We start from the raw sequence: 18,734 nt of genomic DNA, 5'->3' as shown, positions 1-18,734 counted from the left end.
CCTCGGGGTGGGTCTTTACACACTTACCGGCGCTTTGATTGCCGGATGTGGGTCATAGCCTAACAGCTCGATGTCTTCATAGCGGAAGGCATCGATTTCTTTTATCGCTGGATTTAAGCGCACGCGTGGCAGCGGGCGTGGCTCGCGCGACAGCTGAAGACGTGCCTGCTCAAGGTGATTCAAATAAAGATGCACATCGCCGCCCGTCCAGATGAATTCGTGAGGAGTTAGCTCGCAGATTTGTGCTATCATCATGGTGAGCAGGGCATAGGATGCAATATTGAACGGTACCCCCAAGAAGGTATCTGCCGAGCGCTGATACAACTGACAAGAGAGCTTGCCGTCGGCTACATAAAACTGAAACAGCACATGGCAGGGAGCCAAAGCCATCTGTGGCAGTTCGCCTACATTCCATGCACTCACCAGCAGGCGGCGCGAGTGTGGCGTGTGGCGTATGTCTTCAATCACCTGTTTGAGTTGGTCAATGTTTTGCCCGTCGGCAGTGCCCCAGCTGCGCCATTGCTTGCCATACACCGGACCTAAATTACCTGCCTCGTCTGCCCACTCGTCCCAAATGGTAACGCCGTTTTCTTGCAGATAGCGCACGTTGGTATCGCCTTTGATAAACCACAACAATTCATGCACAATAGATTTGAAGTGTACTTTTTTGGTGGTGAGCAGCGGAAAGCCTTCTTGCAGGTCGAAACGCATTTGATAGCCGAACACACTCAGTGTGCCGGTGCCGGTGCGGTCTTCTTTTCTGGTTCCGTTTTGCAGAATGTGCTTCAGTAGGTTTAAATATTGTTGTTCATTTTTCGACATAACGCTCTTTTTTTGACACAAGACAGCCTGCTAATGTAAATGCTTTTTCATTGAGCGCAAAATCTTGTTTGCAAAAACAAACTCTTGTAGCTCGGGCACTTCGGCATCAATAATGCTTTCTTTGTTGCCTTCCCATAGTTTATGTCCTTTGTGCAAGAACATGATATAGTCGCCGATTTCAAGTACCGAGTTCATGTCGTGGGTTACCACAATGGTAGTGGTATTGTATTCTTCGGTCAGTTCTTTAATCAGGGCGTCTATTTTGATGGAAGTCAGCGGGTCGAGCCCCGAGTTGGGTTCGTCGCAAAACAGATATTTGGAGTTCATGACAATGGCACGAGCAATGCCCACACGTTTTTTCATGCCACCGCTGATTTCTGAGGGCATTTTGTGCGCTGCATCTTCTAAGCCTACTCGCCGCAAACACTCAAACACGCGGTCGCGCTTCTCGCTCAAAGGCATATTGGTGAGCATGTTCAGCGGGAACATGACGTTTTGTTCTACGGTCATGGAATCAAACAAAGCGCCCCCTTGAAAAAGCATGCCTATTTCACGACGTATGGCAAGCTTATCTTGTTTAGAGGCTTGCCAGAAATTTTTACCGTTGAAAAGCACTTCGCCTTCATCGGGTTCGATGAGCCCCACGATGCATTTAAGCAATACGCTCTTGCCAGTGCCACTGGCACCGATAATCAAGTTGCAACGCCCTTTTTCGAAGCGCCCGCTGATGCCTTTGAGTACTTCTTTTGAAGCGAAGCTCTTTTTTACATTCCGGATTTCTATCATTAGATTGTGCTTTGTGTCGAAAAATACGAAATAATTTGAGCTTATGGAAAAGCTTACTGAGCAGGAATTTTGGCGAAATTATTGGCTCCGACATCCGGTACTTTATCAGCCTATCAGTCGAAATTACATTTTTGGAGATGTATTTCAAAAAATATACCGTTTGGCGCCTTTTCGCTCGGCTTTGGAGTTGGGGGGCTTCCCCGGCTTTTACGCACTTTACTTGAAAAAATATCTGCAAATTGAACAGGTAGCGCTGCTCGACTACTTCATAGACCACCCGTTGATGGAAGACCTTTGGAAGCGCAATGGTTTGTCAATCAAAGAAGTAGAGGTCATTCATGCCGACTTTTTCGACTTTACACCTCAAAAACGCTATGACTTGGTGTTTTCGGTAGGTTTGGTTGAGCACTTCTCTGACACGCTCAACATCTTAGAGCAGCATACGAAGTTTCTCGCCGCCAGAGGCTGTTTGATGATAGCTATCCCCAATTTTCGGGGACTTAACGGCTGGATTCAAAAGACCTTTGACCGTGAGAACTACAACAGGCATTACATTCCCTGTATGTCGAAAACTCACTTACAGACTGCCGCAGAAGCCTTAGGTTTGCAGGTATTGCATTGCGATTATTATAAAGTATTCAGCCTATGGCTCGAAAAAGAGCCCCCTAAACCGTGGTATGTGCGTGTTATGGTGAAAGCCTTGTGGTTGAGCGGTAAGGTGTTGAGTAAGTTGATTCCGTTGAAATCTAAGTACTTTTCCCCTTACATTGTGCTCATTGCTCGCAAATAGTTTTGGGAAAAAGAAACTGCCTCACTTAACTTTGTAGAAAAAAAGCGATGAAGAAACTATCTTTACTTTGGGTTCTGCTTGCAAGTGTGTTGTGGGTATGCCACCAAGAGGCGTGGGCGCAAGAAGATACGCTCCGCCTTTTTTCCCCCTTTGAGACCATACGCACCCATTTGCAGTATCTCCAGCCCGATAGTTATGACCCAGATAAAGCGGCGCAGGTCTTCGATGCGCCGGGACTTTCGCCCGAGCAAAGGCGCCGCTTGGCAATTGAGCTTATTCAAATTTATGAAGGGCGAGGTCTATTTGTCGATTTGGAGGCTATTCCCAATGACCCCGATTATGTCGATTCGCTGACGGGTAAGCAGCGGTATGTGCCTTTTCCCAAAGAATTGCCCGATGTGTATTTGGTGAAAAAGGGAAAGAAGTGGCTCTATTCTGCTCAAACGGTAAGGAAAATTCCACAATTGCATCGCGAGACTTATCCCTTTGGCATTGACAAACTGCTTATGTTGGTGCCGCAACAGACCGTGAGCCGCTTTCTGGGCTTAAGTTATTGGCAGTGGTTGGGCTTGGGCTTGTTGTTGGCTTTCTCTTTTGTACTGCATAAACTATTTACGTTCATCATACGGAAAATACTTCTGCGTATCATCATCCGTTGGCGCAAGAAGACACTCACTCAACATTTGCTGTTGCCTACTGCGCGCCCGCTGAGTCTGTTTTTGGTTTTTCATCTGTTGAAACTGCTTATCCCTGTTTTACAGTTGCCTGTCGGTTTGACTAGATTCCTGATTTTGGGCGTGCGTATTTCCATTGCTGTCTTTGTTGGTTTTGTTTTGGTGCGAGCGGTTGACTTCGTGAGCATTTATATGCGCCGCTTTGCTGAGAAGACCGAGTCGAAGCTGGACGACCAACTCGTACCCCTGCTTGAGCGCATCTTGAAAGTGCTGGTTTGGGTGGGTGTAGGGGTTGCCATTATGAATTTACTGAATTTTAATATAGCGGCAGTGCTCACCGGTTTGTCCATCAGTGGTTTGGCAGTAGCTTTGGCAGCACAAGATACCATCAAAAACCTGTTTGGTTCCTTAACTATTTTCATTGACAAGCCCTTTCAGATTGGCGATTGGATTGTATCTGAAAGGATAGATGGCACAGTAGAAGAAGTAGGATTTCGCTCTACCCGCATCCGTACTTTTAATGATTCGCTTATTACTGTGCCCAACGGCAAATTGGCTGATATGATTATAGATAACATGGGGGCGCGCGTTTACCGGCGCTTTCTCATTCGATTAGCAGTTACCTATGACACGCCTCCTGAGTTGCTGGAAGCTTATGTGCAAGGTTTGCGCAATTTGATATTAAACCACCCCAATACTCGTAAAGAAAATTTCTATGTTTATGTAAATGACCTAAGCAGCAGCGCTATCGAAATATTTTTTTCTGTGTACCTTAAAGTACCTGACAGGGACAATGAGCTTCGGGCGCGTCATGAATTGATACTGGATATGTTACGCCTTGCCGAGAAACTGGGAGTGCGTTTTGCCTTCCCTGCGCAAAGAATTTATATAGAAGAAGCACCGGGGCAGGGCAGCTTGGCGCCACAGTACGAAACCAACCCCAGCGAGTTGCAAAAGCGCCTGCAGGCATTCTTTTCGGAGCGCTATAATGGAACAGAAAGAAAACAAGGTTAATGTTTTGACTACAGAAAGCAGAGCGAAAGAAGAAAGGGGTGCCCGCCAAAAGCACCCCTTCTGATTTTTCTTATTCAAGAGAAACTATGGCTCTATCATTGCTTTACACCTACAATGCGGTCATATGCTGCCATCACTTCCGACACTTTCTGACGGGAAACCTCCAGCAGCTTTTTCTCTTCTTCGTTCAGGCTTACCTCAATGATTTTTTCCACACCGTTTTTACCCAGTATCACGGGCACGCCCAAATAGCAGTTGTCGATGCCATACTCACCTTCCAATTTCACGCAGCAGGGGAAGATACGGCGCTGGTCGCGGGCAATGGCTTCTACCATTTGAGCGGCTGCAGCACCAGGGGCATACCATGCCGAAGTACCCATGAGTTTCACCAGCTCGCCACCGCCATGGATGGTGCGTTGCACGATGGCATCGATGGTTTCTTTGTCGAGTAATTCGGTTACCGGAATGCCGGCAACGGTGGTGTAACGAGGCAGAGGTACCATGGTGTCGCCATGACCTCCCATCAACAATGCCTGAATGTCTTTGGGCGAGCAGTTCAAAGCATCTGCCAAAAAAGCGCGATAGCGAGCAGTGTCAAGAATGCCTGCCATACCTATGACACGCGTGCGGGGAAACTTAGAAGTTACGTGTGCGGCATAGGTCATCACGTCCAAGGGGTTCGACACCACAATGAGGATGGCATTGGGAGAATGCTTGATTACATTTTCCGTTACGCTGTTTACAATTTTGGCATTCACCTCGATGAGGTCGTCGCGGCTCATGCCCGGCTTGCGTGGCATACCCGACGTAATCACTACCACGTCGGAGTTGGCAGTGCGGTTATAATCGTTGGTTACCCCTATGGTGCGGGTGTCGTAAAGGGTGATGGGAGCTTTTTGCCAAATATCCAGCGCTTTGCCTTCGGCTATACCTTCTTTGATGTCCAAAAGCACTACTTCGTTGGCAATTTCACGGTAAGCCAATACATCGGCGCAGGTAGCACCTACGTTTCCGGCACCTATAACTGTTACTTTCATAAGAACGTGAATTTTAATTGTAAGACATGAACCAATGGTTGGTGTGGTAAATTTAGTAAAATCCTGTTATCTGCCCCTGTGTGGTGCTTAAAAGAGCCTTTTTTATTAAGTATTTTGGGGGCAAGCTGTAGCTAAGCCCCTGTATAAGGCGCAGCGGGCAGTCGCTTGTTTTTCACTACTTTTCGCTGCCGTTTGAGGTCTTAAAAACAATAAAATTTGTGTAAGTTTGCCTATGACCTATACTTATTCTGATATTTTTTGGGATAAAATTTAGTATGCAAGCATAATAATTTATAAATTTGGGCTATGATTGATACAAAGGTAAAACTACCTCGCGAAGAAACCATTGATTACAACATTAAGACGGCATGGCATGCCATTGCGCGCATGTACAATGCCGAGGCAGTGAAGTATGGTATCACGACTTCCATCGGTTACATTTTGCTCAACATAGATGATGAGGAGGGGACGCCTGCCACCAAAATAGCACCGCTTTTTGGTTTGGAAGCACGCAGCATTACGCGCACCCTCAAAAAAATGGAAGAAGACGGCTTGATTGTGCGCAAGCAGGACGACTTGGACCGTCGTTATGTGCGGATTTGCCTTACGCCTAAAGGGCGCGAAAAGAAAGAAGTGGCACGCCGGGTAGTACGTCAGTTCAACTTTTCTGTGCGGGAGCGTGTGCCTGCCGAAAAGCTGCAGGTCTTTTTTGAAGTGATTCGCATGGTCATGCAGGTAGTCGATGAGTTTTCGCTTCAATCATCATAAAGTAAATCATTTTCAAACTGTCTTTTCACAAAAACAGAATAAAACTATGGAAACAGCCTTAGAAAAAAGCAAACAAGCCACTTGGCTGCGCTCGGCTGAGCGTCGCCGTATTCGAAAGGTAGCTGTATTGGGCGCCGGAGTGATGGGCAGTGGCATCGCTTGCCATTTTGCGAATATAGGAGTAGAAGTCTTGTTGTTGGATATTGTGCCGCGTGAGCTGACCGAAGCCGAAAAGGCAAAAGGTTTGACGCTGCAAGACAAAGTGGTGCGCAATCGTCAAGTAACCGAGCTTTTCCAAAAAGCCGTAAAATCAAAGCCAGCCCCTTTGTATTCCAATAAATACGCCGAGCGCATCACCTTGGGCAATATGGAAGACGACATGCCCCAAATTGCCGACTGCGATTGGGTCATAGAGGTTGTAGTGGAGCGCTTGGACATCAAGAAGAAAGTATTTGAGCAGGTAGAAAAATACCGCAAGCCCGGCACGCTGGTTACTTCCAACACTTCGGGGATTCCTATTCACCTGATGCTGGAAGGGCGTAGCGACGACTTTGCTGCCCATTTCTGCGGTACGCACTTCTTCAACCCGCCGCGTTATTTGCCCTTGCTCGAAATCATCCCTACTGACCGCACCAAGCCCGAAGTAGTGGAGTTTTTGATGGACTACGGGCGTCGCTTCTTGGGCAAAACTACCGTTTTGTGTAAAGACACACCTGCCTTCATTGCCAACCGTGTGGGGGTATTTGCCATCATGGATGCCCTGCATATCATCGAAGAAATGGGCTTGAAGGTAGAAGAGGTGGACAAGCTGACCGGTCCGGTGTTGGGGCGCCCCAAATCGGCTACTTTCCGCACCTTAGATGTGGTGGGCTTGGATACCATGATTCTGGTAGCCAAAAACCTGTATGAAGCCGTGCCGCATGACGAGCGCCGCGAAGCGTTTAAGCTGCCCAAAGTGCTCGAAGCCCTTCAAGAAAAAGGATGGTTGGGCGAAAAGAGCGGACAAGGCTTTTACAAGAAAGCGCAACAGAACGGAAAGAAAGATATTTTAGCGCTGGACTTTGCTACGCTTGAGTATCGTCCGCAAGAGAAAGTAAAATTTGCTACGCTCGATGCTGTCAAGGGCATCGACGACTTGGCAAAGGCTTTCAAAGTGTTGGTGAACGGCAAAGACAAAGCCGGCGAGTTTTATCGTAGAACCTTTGCCAGTTTGTTTGCCTATGTGTCGTATCGTATTCCTGAAATTGCCGATGAGCTTTACAAGATAGACGATGCCGTTTGTGCCGGTTTCGGTTGGAAAATGGGTCCCTTTGCCACTTGGGATGCCATTGGCGTAGAAGAAGGCGTGAAGCTCATCGAAGCAGCAGGCTTGAGCGTAGCCCAGTGGGTGAAAGACATGCTGGCTGCTGGCTTTACTTCATTCTATAAGGTGGAAGGCAGCCGTAAGCTGTACTACGATGTACACAGCAAGTCTTATCAGCCAATTCCGGGTACAGAGAACTTCATCTTGCTTGAAAACTACAGCAACAACGTCATTTGGAGCAATCCGGGGGCTTCGCTCTATGACATCGGCGATGGTGTATATTGCCTTGAGCTGCATACCAAGATGAATACCATCGGGGCAGAAGTCATTCAAGGTTTAAACTATGCTGTGGAGCGTGCCGAAAAAGAAGCCCGTGGCTTGGTTATCACTGCTCGCGGCGACAACTTCTCGGCAGGTGCCAACCTCGCCATGCTGTTTATGTATGCTGTGGAACAAGACTGGGACGAAATCAACATGATGATTGCCCAGTTCCAAAATACTATGATGCGCCTGCGCTACTCGGCAATACCGGTAGTAAGCACGCCTTTTGGCTTGACACTGGGGGGTGGTTGCGAGTTGAACCTGCACGCCGACCACGTACAAGCGCATGCTGAAACCTACATGGGCTTGGTAGAAGTAGGCGTTGGCTTGATTCCTGCCGGCGGTGGTACCAAAGAGATGGCACTGCGCTTGTCTGACTCGCTGCAAAATGGGGATGTGGAGTTGAACCGTTTGCAAAACACCTTGATGAACATAGCCATGGCGAAGGTATCTACTTCGGCAGTAGAAGCCTTCGAATTGGGTTATCTGCGCCCGTCGGATGCCATCACCACCAGTCGTGCGCACTTGATAGGCGACGCCAAAGCCAAAGTGATAGAGTTGGCAGACCGCGGGTATGTGCAGCCTATCCGCCGCAAAGACATCAAGGTGCAAGGGCGTAGCGGTTTGGCACTTATCAAAGCAGGCTTGCATGGCATGTGGCGTGGGCAATACATCTCTGAGCACGACAAGAAGGTAGTAGATAAGCTGGGCTATGTGCTTTGCGGTGGCGACCTGTCGAGTCCTCAGCTGGTATCGGAACAATACCTGCTCGACTTGGAGCGCGAGGCTTTCTTGTCGTTGTGTGGCGAGAAGAAAACCCTGGAGCGCATTCAGGCAGTATTGACTACCGGCAGACCCATTCGCAACTAAGCAATAACGCAAGGCAGTGGTGTAGCTGGCTTGTCTGCACCGCTGCCACTTGTTTCGTTTTCAAACACTTGTTTACATAAATTTTTTCAAAACCCAAAAAGCAAACAATTATGAACGCATATATTGTAGCAGGCTATCGTACCGCAGTAGGTAAAGCCAAAAAAGGCGGGTTTCGCTTTATGCGCCCCGATGACTTGGCTGCCAAAGTCATTAAACATTTGGTGGGTTCTGTGCCTGCCCTCGACCCCAAGCGCATCGACGACGTGATTGTGGGCTGCGCCATTCCCGAAGCAGAGCAAGGCATGCAAATGGGACGTATGATTTCGCTCTTGTCTTTGCCTATTGATGTGCCCGGTTTTGTGTTGAACCGCTACTGCGGCTCTGGCTTGGAGGCAATCGCTTTGGCAGCTCAGCGCATCCATTCCGGACAAGCCGACTGCATCGTAGCTGGGGGGGCGGAATCTATGTCATTGGTGCCCATGATGGGCTGGAAAACCGCCCTTAACTATGAAATAGCTTCGGCACATGCCGACTACTACCTGAGCATGGGTTTGACCGCCGAGCAAGTAGCTAAAGACTACAACATCTCGCGCGAAGACCAAGACCGCTTTTCTTACGAATCACACCAAAAAGCCGCCAAAGCTATAGAAAGCGCTTTGTTCAAAGATGAAATAGTGCCCGTAGAGGTAGAAGAGGTGTATGTAGATGAAAAAGGCAAGAAGCAAAAACGCAGCTGGGTGGTAGATACCGACGAAGGACCGCGCAAAGACACCAGCTTGGAAGCCTTAGCGAAGCTGCCACCGGTCTTCGCTGCTAACGGTTGTGTAACTGCCGGCAACTCGTCGCAGACCTCCGATGGTGCCGCTTTTGTGTTGGTGATGTCTGAAAAGATGGTGAATGAGCTGGGCTTGAAACCCATTGCCCGCATGCTCTCGTATGCGGCAGCAGGCGTAGAGCCGCGCATCATGGGGATTGGTCCGGTGGCTGCCGTACCCAAAGCCTTGCAAAAAGCCGGCTTAAAACTCAGCGACATCGAGCAAATAGAACTGAATGAAGCCTTTGCTGCGCAGTCGTTGGCAGTAATCCGTGCTTTGGACCTCAACCCCGACATTGTGAACGTGAATGGGGGGGCTATTGCTTTGGGGCACCCCTTAGGTTGCACTGGTGCTAAATTGACCGTGCAGCTGTTGAACGAAATGCGTCGCCGCAAGCAGAAATACGGCATGGTTACTGCCTGCGTGGGCGGTGGGCAGGGAGTGGCTGGCATCTATGAGTTGTTGAATTAGTGCCCGTTCATTATGGAGGTTTTCGCAAAACGGCAGTCTTCACCGGCTGCCGTTTTTTTTTTTGTTTTTGTCTTTTGCAAGCTTGTAGAAGTAAGAGGTATTGTTTATTTTTTTTCACTTTTGAACATGAAGCAAAAACAATTAAACAACATGGGAGCTACTGACCAAAAGCAAACACCTCTGTATTTCCTTTCGTTTTTGGGCACAGGCGATTATGTGGATTGCCGTTATGTTTTCGAAAAGGGTAGTGCATTAGAGTTCTGTTCTCCCTCGGTAAAATACACCCAAGAGGCAGTGCTGCTGCGTATGTTGAAGCGTGAAGTAGAGGTAGGCAAAATCGTAATTTTCTTGACCTCCGAGGCACGCAGCAAAAACTGGGAAGGAGAAGGCAAGCTAAAAAAACGCTTGCAAGACATAGGTTATGATGCATCGAAGATAAAAGAAGTGGATGTGCCAAATGGATTTGATCGTGCTCAGCTACTGGGTATCTTTGAAAAATTCATAGAGGCGGTGGAGCCGGGCAGCCCCATCATTATGGATGTAACCCATGCTTTCCGCTCTTTGCCGCTGCTTTCTATTACTTCGCTCAACTATTTGAAATCTTTGAAAAACGTAGAAATAAAAGGCATTTACTATGGTGCCTTTGAAGCATTAGGTTCGCCAAAGGAAGTGAGAGAGATGCCCCCTGAAAAGAGAAAAGTAGAGATGATTGACTTGTTGGTATTGAACACTTTGCAGGAGTGGGCAGCCGCGGTACGTGCTTTGGTGCAGTATGGTAATCCAGATTATTTGATAACTCTTACCAAAGAGGAGATTAAGCCCATCTTGGCTCAACCCAATGGGCCGGATAAGGTAGCTGCTAAACTACGGCGAGTAGTCAATTTTATAGAACAAGCCTTTGAAGCAGTACGCTTTGTGCGTCTGCAAAACATATACGAAATGAAGGGGGCAGACAAAGCTAACGAGGTGCTGGAGCAGGTGCTCAACGAAAAAGAGGTATTGCCTCCCCTGCGTCCTGTGCTTAAAGAACTGAAAAGCTTGATAGGCAATTTAAAGCCAAACAGCTTGGACAACGCTTGGGTGGTGCTGGATTGGTGCTCGAAATACCAGTGGTATGCCATTGGGGTAAATTTGCTATACGAGCATGTTTTGTCAGTGATATTGCATGCACACGGTAAAAACTACAGTGAAAAGCACTTTAGAGAGCATTTATCGAAGGCGTTTCATATCAAGTGTAAAGGAATAAAAGAAGAAAATTGGGACATTAAGGATGAATATAAAGACTTGATAAAAGAGATGCTTGCGTGGGAAGAACTCAATAAAAAAGAGCTGCTTGATTGGTACGCAAAAAAGCTGTCTGACTTACGCAATGATATACAGCATGCCGGTATGCGTGAAAACCCCCGAAGCCCTGATACGATTAAACAGTTCGACGAGTACCTAAAGACAGCAAAAAACTATCTGAAAAAAGAAAAGTAGAGGTTTAAAAGAAAAAGTTATCAGAAGAAAAAAACAAAGTGATTTTTGCGGAACTGTATGTCCTACATGTCAGCGGATAAGAGGGACAGAACGCCATGCTCTTTTTTTTCATGTTTTTAATGATAAAACGAACATCTGCTTATGAGTGGGCAAGTATATAAAAAGTGTTTAATCAACCTAAGCAACCATCCTTTTGAAGGTTGGGGCGAGGCGCAAAAGCAGGCTGCTATTCGTGAGTTTGGGGCGGTAGAAGACCTGCCTTTCCCGGAAATCCCACCGCAATGGGGCATAGAAGAAGTGAACCGTTTGGCAGAGGAAATGACACAGCAGATTGTAGAACGACAGCCCTTGGCTCTTCATCTTGCTGGTGAATTTACTTTCTGTTATCAATTGGTAAAACGTCTCGAGGCTGCCGGCATACGTTGTGTAGTGGCTACCAGCCGCCGCATGGTGCAGCAGTTGGCAGATAACCGTAAGGAAGTCCGTTTTGAGTTCGTGCGTTTCCGAGATTATTATTCACTGAAGTGAAAACAAAAAGCAGTAGCCAGCTGCATGTGCTTCTGAGTAGATGAGGTGCTTGCTTTTGGTGTTTTCTACCACAAACTGCCTGTTTGCTGCTAACTACAAAGCCAAAGTTGTTCAAAATCATTTCCATTTTTTTGGTTTTTTAAAAAATATTTCTAAGATTGAACATGCTACTACATGTTATTTTATGAAAAACTCGAAAGTCAGTAAAACATTTTTTGAAGCAATTCACTCCTTCAACAAACTACATGATTTTTGGCTAATTCTTGCTTTGCACTTACATGGGCGGTTCTTTTGCCCGTCTGAGGGTGTGCTTACTTACGGGGCAATAGAGCTGTGTTTTGTTAAGAGCATACGAGTGGATAATCAGAGAAACCATATAAGTAGAACATACACAGAACGAATTGAGAAGCGATGCTATAAAAAGGCAAGCTTATCATACATTTGACCTGATATTTCATTCAAATGTATTCTTTCGGTAGGCGCCCTGCCAGTGTGGGTTTTGGAATAGTGAGCGTTTACAAGCTTGCAGAATAAGAAGTAAATAAGTGCAATGCTTTAAATTCAATGCAAGAATAGAATGCATTAGAGTGGCACTTACTCATATCCCTTTATTCACAGAACCTACAACATAAACACTATGGCATCGGAATACCTACACATTCTCTGGCAGGGCATTTATGATGTCTTGCGCATGGAAAAGAACGCTGAGGAGGCGCAAGCCTTATTAAGCAACTCCGTAGAGGGTTGTGGCTTACAGCTCCCCACCAACCTCGAAAACCAGCACATCAGCATAAAGCAGGATGCTTGTTTACGCTCTATTTTCAAGCATGTGAAACTAAACCATGGGCTGTTGAGCGAGAAGAAGTTTGCTTATTTGCCCATGCCCCTGTACACGTGGAGTGAGCTGGAAAGAGTGCATGGGAAAGAAAAGGCGGCATCCCCTTATTTCCCTCTTGAAGAAAGCGAAGCCAAGCAAAAAGCCCCTGATTGTTACAAAGAGTTAATCAAACACTTGGCAGCCGAGCTGGAAAAGATGAAGTCCTTGCGCAGCGAGGAGGCATACAAAACGGTGCTCTTTGAGCTGTGCAAAAAGTACATGTTTCGTTTGCCTGCACGCCACACCATACAGGAAGGCGCAGAATACATCAGTCTGTTTGATGAAGTGCGCGTAGCTGCCGCTAAACAAGCGATTGCTACCCAACAAAATACCACGCCCGCACAAGCCCGCTATGTGCTGCTGAAAGGCGACTTCAAGGGCATTCAGGATTTTATTTACGGCGAGGTGTCGCAAGAAGAAGCTGGCGAAGCCAAAGGCACGGCACGCAACCTGCGCGCCCGCTCTTTCTTGGTGAGTTTTCTTACCGACTATTTTGCTGGTTATATTCTTGAGAAGTTGGGTTTGGAAGCCGCCAACCTGCTCTATGCCGGCGGTGGGCACTTCCTCTTGTTGGCAAGCTTGTTGCCCGAAGGGAAAAGCATAGAAGAGATAGAGCAGGAAATCAACGAATTGTTGAAGCAGTTTGGAAGCGCCACTTTCTTGCTGGCTGCCACAGAGCCTCTCTCGGAACAAGACCTCGACCAACACTTTAGCTCTCGGATGCAAGAGTTAGGTTTTGCTCTGCAACGCAAAAAAGCACAAGCCCACTTGCAGTATCTGCCCGACATACTGGAGTCTTTGAAAAAGCGCAAAGGGTATTCTCCATCATTCATGGAAAAATTAGGCAGAGAGCTGCCTTACCTCGATGCGCTCATTGAGCTGCGCTTTGATAAGAATAGCTTAAGTGAAAACGAGAAAAAGACCTTGAAGGAAGAAGCATTATTTCACTTAGAAACAAAAACGGACACGCGCTACTTTTTCCCCTATTCCATAGACCGTAAGGAAGTAAATAAGCCCCCAATTTGGGAAAAAAAGCAAGCCTACAGAGTCATTTATTTGAACTATCCCAAGCCAACCGCCTACATTCCTTACGACAATGAACGTACTGGAAGTTATACCTACAGACTTTTCGGTACGTATGCACCAAGCAAAAAAGAGAAAGATGGACATGTGAGGACTTTGGATTTTTCTGAGTTGGCAGCTTTGAGCTACAACGAAAGCGAGTCCCTTAGCTATCCTTTGCTGGGCGTGTTGCGCCTCGATGTGGACAACCTTGGGGCTCTCTTCGAAATAGGCTTAGGCGAAAAGGCATCGGTGTTGCACACGGCGTCTCTTAGCCGCGAACTAGCGTTTTTCTTCAGCCACTACATCAATTATTTGGCAGAACAGTTTCAGATATATGTGCTCTATGCTGGTGGCGATGATGCTTTTGTTGTGGGTTCGTGGTACAACATCTTGCATTTTGCTGATGAGCTGCGCCAGCGTTTTTCTGCTTTCTGTGTCGAAAACAAAAACTTGACCTTCAGTGCTGGCATTTTCTTCTGCCACGACCATTTTCCAGTGCCCAAATTTGCCGAATTGGCTGCCGAAGCCGAAGAAGCAGCCAAAGGTATGTATGCCTTACGCCAAAAGAACTGCCACACCAATGCCAAGAATGCCGTGTCGGTCTTTGGGGTAGTAATGGGCTGGGGGCTTTATTCCCAAATGCTGAAATTTGCCGGCACCTTGCTGAAGCATACTGCCACTCAGGAAGAAGGCGATACAAAAGAGGGGAAGATAAGCCGCTCGATGGTACACCGTATTCTTCGAATCATCAAAGTTTCTTTCAAAAACCAACAAGAGGTGGATGTGATGGAACTGCGGCGCAGCATGGTAGGCTTGCATTATTGGTTTGCTCGCAGAGGCTATACCCACGAGGTAATAGAAAAAGCCGAATTGGAGGTGGTGAAAGAGGTCATCAAAGTGATACTGCAGGCATTCTCAGAAAAGCCCGCATCCCCGAAGGATATGTTGCTGCGTGCTTACATCTTACCCACTTCTTATGTGCTAATCAAAACACGTAAACTCAAGAACTGAGCATTTGTACAAAAACAAAACATAAAAACCTATGGCAAGCTATAAAAACACACAAAACTCGTCTAAGGGAGGCAATAAAAAACCGCCTTTAAAACTCCCCTCAGGTCCCATCGACCAATGGAAGGAAGAAGCGCTCATCGAATGTAGCGAAGAGCTGGCAAAGCGCAGCAAGGATGTAAAAACCAATCAGTTACGCAACTTCTTCAGCGCTGTGTTGCGCATCAAAACCGACTTTGCAGCCAGTGGAAAATATGAGGATGTGCACCTGGCGCTACTGATGCTCAAACCCAAACTTGCCTATGCTGCTGGTAGGAATGAAGATGTGGGGAACTTTGCCGATGACATGAGAGAGGTAGTAGAGGCAACTTTAAAAGCTGGCAATGAAGAAGGACTCAAGCGCTTTTTCCTCTTTGTAGAGTCGGTGGTGGCTTACCACAAATGTTATGGAAGTGACAATTAACGAAGAAAACAATTAACCGATATTCAAAAACCGAACGAATATGAGCAATACCTCTCAATATCCGCAGTTGGTTGCCAATATCATTTTACGTGGCAAGATAAAAGTCGAGACCGGTTTGCACATTGGCGGCTCAAAAGAGAAGCTCGAAATCGGTGGGGTGGACTCGCCCGTAGTGCGTGACCCCCGCACCCGCTATCCTTATCTGCCCGGCAGTTCTATCAAAGGCAAAATGCGTAGCCTGCTGGAGTACTTTTTGGGTGTGGTAGATAAGGATGGCAAGGTATCGACTGCCGAAGAGGTGGTGCGCATCTTTGGCAAAAGTGCTGATGAAGAACAAGAGACAGGTCCTACTCGTCTGGTGGTGCGCGACGCCATGCCCGACGAAGCAACCGTAGAGATGTGGAAAAACCTCGATAGCGAATTGCTTTATACCGAATACAAAGCGGAAAACACGCTCAACCGCTTGACGTCGGCTGCCAACCCCCGTTTTATTGAACGCGTGGTGCCGGGCTCTACCTTCAATCTCGAAATGGTCTTTACTGTCCTTCTTATGGAGGAAAACGACTTAGAAAAAATCAAGACAGAAGACCTCAAGCGCTTGTGTATCGCCTTAAAGTTGCTCGAAAACAACTATTTGGGCAAATCGGGCAGCCGGGGATACGGCAAGGTGAAGTTGCTTTTTGCCCCCCCAGTGGTTCTTTCGAGAGAAGACTATGAAAAGGGAGCAAAAGATAAGTTCGAAGCATTACAGAAAAGTCTTGGTATCAAAGATTGCGAAAATACTACCAGCAACATCTACGAAAAAATTATTGAACAACTATCCTAAAAAGCAAGCTTCTCATGACCAAACTGAAAGCAATACGCTTGCGTTCGGAGAGCGCCTTCCGCACCGACCTACGGTCTGATACCCTGTGGGGCTTGATTTGCTGGGGCATACGGATGGTGTATGGCAATGAGCGTCTCGAACGCTTCTTGGATGCTTATAAACAGCAGGGGCAGCCTCCGCTGTTGCTTAGCTCGGCTTTCCCCTGTGTGAAAGATAAAAACGGAGGCTTCGAGTACTTCCTGCCCAACCCTTTGTTTTTACCGCAGGCAGAAGGCATGCGCAAAGGAGGCTCCATAGAAGAGCGCAAAGCAGAAGCCACCGAGCGCAAAAAGCTGAAAAAAGTAAAATGGCTACCTAAGCGTCATTTCGAAAAGCTGCTGGCAGCCCCTAATAAACTCGAGGCATTGCGGAGTATCGTCAAAGAGCTTGAACAGGCAGAAGATTACCTTTCAGTGCGCATCGTTTCCGAAGAACATGTGCACATAGGCGTGAACCGTTTGACCGGAGGTACCAAGATGAAATCGGGAGCCGGTTTGGTCTTCTATGTCGAAGAAAAGCAGGTGATAGCTGAAAAACGGCGTGAAGGCAAAGTGCTGCCGCTCGAAGCCGGCTTGTATTTCCTTTACACTACTTCTGACCCCTACATCGAAGAGATGATGCTGGGCGCTTTGCACTTTATGGCGCACATCGGCTTAGGTGGCAACCGCAGCATAGGCAAAGGCAAGTTTACAGTGCTACCGCCCGAGCCTTTCGAATTGCAGCAGCCTGCACAAGCCAATGCGCAGGTTACTTTGAGTCTGTGCTGCCCTACCACAGAAGAAGTGAAGCAGATGCAAGCCCACGCAGCAATTACAGCTTATGAGCTGGAAGTGCGGCAAGGTAAGGCTGGCTTTCTTTACAATGCTACTAAAGATGGAGTCGTATGCCTAAAAGAGGGCAGTGTACTGCCTTTCAAGTCGGACGGCACTTGTTATGGCGCTCTCACCAAGGTAAAACCCTTGTCTAAGTTGAAAGTTCCAGTTCCTCACGACCTTTTTCATTATGGTTTTGCTCTTAGCGTTCCTGCCTATTACTCATAATCCTACAAAAGCCTGTTGTCATGAAAGTAAAACTACGTGTATTGACCCCCGTACATATCGGCTCTGGGCGTGATTATCAGCCTTTCGATTACTTTGTTTACCAAGATAAGGTCTATTTTCAGACGGAGACTCTTGTACAGCGCTTTTTGAAAGAAGAAGCGCCCAATTTGATAGAAGCTTACGTGAAGCATGTAGAGAAGTATGCCCAAAAGCTGACTTCATCTTCTGATAATAAGGCGCAGAGCAAACTGCGTAGAGAGAGCTCTTTTGCTGCCTTCTTGCAGGAACAAGACCCCAACCTGAAACGAAAGTTCGCCAAATGCCTCGAAGGATGGGGGCGACAAGGGGTGCCCTTGCGTGACCATGGCTACCCCGAACAGGAAATCAAGGCGCATCAAAAAATCAACGGACAGCTTTATATCCCAGCTACTTCTTTGAAGGGTGCCATCCGCACTGCGCTTTTGTTCGATTTTCTCACCCGCCGCGCCGATAGAGAGACCTTAGAGAAGTCCATTCAAGGGGCTTTGCAAGAAGCCAAGAAAAGAGAAGTGAAAAAAGAAAAAATAGATGCAGGCATAGAGTATATGGCATTTTATGCAGGTGTGGGAAAAGAACAAAAAATCAGTTACAAAGATGAAAAGTTTGACGTGCTGAAATTTTTGCGCCTGAGCGACCCCATAGCTGACCAGCAGCAGCCACCGGAATTTATGGTCGATAAGGTCAAAATCTGCATCCTCAAAAAAGGAAAAATAGAAATACAAGAACAAACCTCATGGGCAGAAGTGATAACCCGAGGGAGTTGTTTTTACTTTGAGCTGGACATCGACATGGAGGCAATGGCTGTCTTGCGTAAGCGCTGGGACGCTAAAAATGACCAAATTGTCAGTGAAAAAGAGGGCATTCTATGGAAAGATATTGCCAAAAAGATGCGCTATGCTTTCGATTTCGATTGGAAAGAATTTAATCCTGACGCTGAAGAAGGCATGCAGGAAGCCCGGAAAAAAATACTGACCCATATATGGAATGCCATTCGCCAGTTCTCGGCTGCACAGCTTGGGCGCGATAGCCAGTGGCTCAAGACCCTTGAGCCTCATGCTCAATCGAATCGGAAGCTATTCGAAGGACTGAAAAAAAGCAACGAAGAACTCATACAGCAATCAAAGAAAGCTTGTATTCTGCATGTAGGCTATGCCACCGGCTTCCATGGCACTACTGCTTTTCTGGCATTTCAGGAAATAAAAGATTACATCCGCTTATTAGAGCACTATAAAATAGGCTTGCCACCCAAATCAGAGCCCAAAAGCGGTTATATGAACCCGGAGGACTTTCCCAAGAGTCGTCGTATTTTGACTTCTGCACAAGCTACCCCCATGGGTTGGATAGAACTAATTCTGGACGAAGAGGAAGAGATAGAACCAATTTCGGAGGAAAAGCCGCAGGCAACAGAAGTAAAGTCGCAACAACCAGAAGAAACACAGCAATCCCCCACGATTTACACCGGCAAGATAAAACAAGGAGCAGTGGTGCCTGCAGTGGTGGAAGAGCCCGGCAAGCCCAACAAAGTGCGCCTACTGATTGAATACGAGCACTATCAAGGGGAACTTGTGCCTATGAGCGGCTACAGCGCCGAACTCGAAAAAGGCACCTACTGCGAAGTATCTATCAATCAACTGGACAAGAAGAAGCAAATTGTTCAAGTAGGATACAAAAAAATCAAAAAAATGTAATCTTACTCTGC

At 47.1% G+C, this 18,734-nt stretch carries 15 protein-coding genes; 12 read left to right on the top strand and 3 right to left on the bottom strand.

The window, feature by feature from the left end; translation table 11 throughout:
* Positions 1 to 15 precede the first annotated feature (15 nt).
* Together FHS56_RS07100 and FHS56_RS07095 are read right to left on the bottom strand one after the other, a co-directional pair.
* On the bottom strand, positions 16 to 822 hold the full coding sequence (locus FHS56_RS07100) for a thymidylate synthase (RefSeq protein ID WP_166919198.1): 807 nt from the start codon (positions 820 to 822) through the stop codon (positions 16 to 18).
* Positions 823 to 852: 30 nt separating this feature from the next.
* A complete protein-coding gene (locus tag FHS56_RS07095; protein ID WP_166919197.1) occupies positions 853 to 1,608 on the bottom strand; it encodes an ABC transporter ATP-binding protein in 756 nt (251 codons plus the stop codon).
* Positions 1,609 to 1,651: 43 nt separating this feature from the next.
* Here FHS56_RS07095 and FHS56_RS07090 point away from each other — a divergent pair, with 43 nt between their 5' ends.
* Positions 1,652 to 2,398, top strand: coding sequence for a class I SAM-dependent methyltransferase (locus FHS56_RS07090; protein WP_166919196.1), 747 nt, complete (start codon positions 1,652 to 1,654; stop codon positions 2,396 to 2,398).
* Between the two features lie 47 nt (positions 2,399 to 2,445).
* Positions 2,446 to 4,086, top strand: a complete 1,641-nt coding sequence (locus FHS56_RS07085) for a mechanosensitive ion channel family protein (protein WP_166919195.1) — start codon at positions 2,446 to 2,448, stop codon at positions 4,084 to 4,086.
* A 95-nt stretch (positions 4,087 to 4,181) separates the two neighbouring features.
* Here FHS56_RS07085 and mdh read toward each other — a convergent pair whose 3' ends face one another.
* Positions 4,182 to 5,123 (bottom strand): malate dehydrogenase, encoded by a 942-nt coding sequence (mdh, locus tag FHS56_RS07080; protein WP_166919194.1) that lies wholly within the window; start codon positions 5,121 to 5,123, stop codon positions 4,182 to 4,184.
* Between the two features lie 306 nt (positions 5,124 to 5,429).
* On the opposite strand from mdh, the gene FHS56_RS07075 reads away from it, so the two are divergent.
* From FHS56_RS07075 to csm5, 10 genes are all read left to right on the top strand, one after another.
* On the top strand, positions 5,430 to 5,891 hold the full coding sequence (locus FHS56_RS07075) for a MarR family winged helix-turn-helix transcriptional regulator (RefSeq protein WP_166919193.1): 462 nt from the start codon (positions 5,430 to 5,432) through the stop codon (positions 5,889 to 5,891).
* 46 nt (positions 5,892 to 5,937) lie between these two features.
* On the top strand, positions 5,938 to 8,385 hold the full coding sequence (locus FHS56_RS07070; protein ID WP_166919192.1) for a 3-hydroxyacyl-CoA dehydrogenase/enoyl-CoA hydratase family protein: 2,448 nt from the start codon (positions 5,938 to 5,940) through the stop codon (positions 8,383 to 8,385).
* Positions 8,386 to 8,495: 110 nt separating this feature from the next.
* Positions 8,496 to 9,671 carry a thiolase family protein gene (locus tag FHS56_RS07065; RefSeq protein WP_166919191.1) on the top strand — a complete coding sequence of 392 codons (1,176 nt, stop codon included), beginning with the start codon at positions 8,496 to 8,498 and terminating at the stop codon, positions 9,669 to 9,671.
* Between the two features lie 150 nt (positions 9,672 to 9,821).
* Positions 9,822 to 11,150: a TM1812 family CRISPR-associated protein gene (locus FHS56_RS07060; protein ID WP_166919190.1), complete on the top strand. Its 1,329-nt coding sequence runs from the start codon at positions 9,822 to 9,824 to the stop codon at positions 11,148 to 11,150.
* 141 nt (positions 11,151 to 11,291) lie between these two features.
* Positions 11,292 to 11,678: a hypothetical protein gene (locus FHS56_RS07055; protein WP_166919189.1), complete on the top strand. Its 387-nt coding sequence runs from the start codon at positions 11,292 to 11,294 to the stop codon at positions 11,676 to 11,678.
* Between the two features lie 637 nt (positions 11,679 to 12,315).
* The gene (gene cas10 / locus FHS56_RS07050; protein ID WP_166919188.1) at positions 12,316 to 14,631 is read left to right on the top strand and encodes a type III-A CRISPR-associated protein Cas10/Csm1; all 2,316 of its coding nucleotides are present in this window, start codon (positions 12,316 to 12,318) and stop codon (positions 14,629 to 14,631) included.
* A gap of 31 nt (positions 14,632 to 14,662) precedes the next feature.
* Complete coding sequence (gene csm2, locus FHS56_RS07045; protein WP_166919187.1) at positions 14,663 to 15,091, top strand: type III-A CRISPR-associated protein Csm2; 429 nt, start codon at positions 14,663 to 14,665, stop codon at positions 15,089 to 15,091.
* Between the two features lie 40 nt (positions 15,092 to 15,131).
* Positions 15,132 to 15,917, top strand: a complete 786-nt coding sequence (gene csm3, locus FHS56_RS07040; protein WP_166919186.1) for a type III-A CRISPR-associated RAMP protein Csm3 — start codon at positions 15,132 to 15,134, stop codon at positions 15,915 to 15,917.
* Positions 15,918 to 15,931: 14 nt separating this feature from the next.
* The gene (gene csm4 / locus FHS56_RS07035; protein WP_166919185.1) at positions 15,932 to 16,996 is read left to right on the top strand and encodes a type III-A CRISPR-associated RAMP protein Csm4; all 1,065 of its coding nucleotides are present in this window, start codon (positions 15,932 to 15,934) and stop codon (positions 16,994 to 16,996) included.
* Between the two features lie 20 nt (positions 16,997 to 17,016).
* Positions 17,017 to 18,723 (top strand): type III-A CRISPR-associated RAMP protein Csm5, encoded by a 1,707-nt coding sequence (gene csm5 / locus FHS56_RS07030; RefSeq protein ID WP_166919184.1) that lies wholly within the window; start codon positions 17,017 to 17,019, stop codon positions 18,721 to 18,723.
* Positions 18,724 to 18,734 lie beyond the last annotated feature (11 nt).

It is taken from the genome of Thermonema lapsum (assembly GCF_011761635.1).
Classification (GTDB): Bacteria; Bacteroidota; Bacteroidia; order Cytophagales; family Thermonemataceae; genus Thermonema; species Thermonema lapsum.
Note: the sequence above shows the minus strand (reverse complement) of the source record. Positions and strands in the feature narration are given on the sequence as shown.

Bases quoted from the DNA above. Each gene is read 5' to 3' on its own strand.
- FHS56_RS07100 (WP_166919198.1), bottom strand. From the start codon at position 822: ATGTCGAAAAATGAACAACAATATTTAAACCTACTGAAGCACATTCTG.
- FHS56_RS07095 (WP_166919197.1), bottom strand. From the start codon at position 1,608: ATGATAGAAATCCGGAATGTAAAAAAGAGCTTCGCTTCAAAAGAAGTA.
- FHS56_RS07090 (WP_166919196.1), top strand. From the start codon at position 1,652: ATGGAAAAGCTTACTGAGCAGGAATTTTGGCGAAATTATTGGCTCCGA.
- FHS56_RS07085 (WP_166919195.1), top strand. From the start codon at position 2,446: ATGAAGAAACTATCTTTACTTTGGGTTCTGCTTGCAAGTGTGTTGTGG.
- mdh (WP_166919194.1), bottom strand. From the start codon at position 5,123: ATGAAAGTAACAGTTATAGGTGCCGGAAACGTAGGTGCTACCTGCGCC.
- FHS56_RS07075 (WP_166919193.1), top strand. From the start codon at position 5,430: ATGATTGATACAAAGGTAAAACTACCTCGCGAAGAAACCATTGATTAC.
- FHS56_RS07070 (WP_166919192.1), top strand. From the start codon at position 5,938: ATGGAAACAGCCTTAGAAAAAAGCAAACAAGCCACTTGGCTGCGCTCG.
- FHS56_RS07065 (WP_166919191.1), top strand. From the start codon at position 8,496: ATGAACGCATATATTGTAGCAGGCTATCGTACCGCAGTAGGTAAAGCC.
- FHS56_RS07060 (WP_166919190.1), top strand. From the start codon at position 9,822: ATGGGAGCTACTGACCAAAAGCAAACACCTCTGTATTTCCTTTCGTTT.
- FHS56_RS07055 (WP_166919189.1), top strand. From the start codon at position 11,292: ATGAGTGGGCAAGTATATAAAAAGTGTTTAATCAACCTAAGCAACCAT.
- cas10 (WP_166919188.1), top strand. From the start codon at position 12,316: ATGGCATCGGAATACCTACACATTCTCTGGCAGGGCATTTATGATGTC.
- csm2 (WP_166919187.1), top strand. From the start codon at position 14,663: ATGGCAAGCTATAAAAACACACAAAACTCGTCTAAGGGAGGCAATAAA.
- csm3 (WP_166919186.1), top strand. From the start codon at position 15,132: ATGAGCAATACCTCTCAATATCCGCAGTTGGTTGCCAATATCATTTTA.
- csm4 (WP_166919185.1), top strand. From the start codon at position 15,932: ATGACCAAACTGAAAGCAATACGCTTGCGTTCGGAGAGCGCCTTCCGC.
- csm5 (WP_166919184.1), top strand. From the start codon at position 17,017: ATGAAAGTAAAACTACGTGTATTGACCCCCGTACATATCGGCTCTGGG.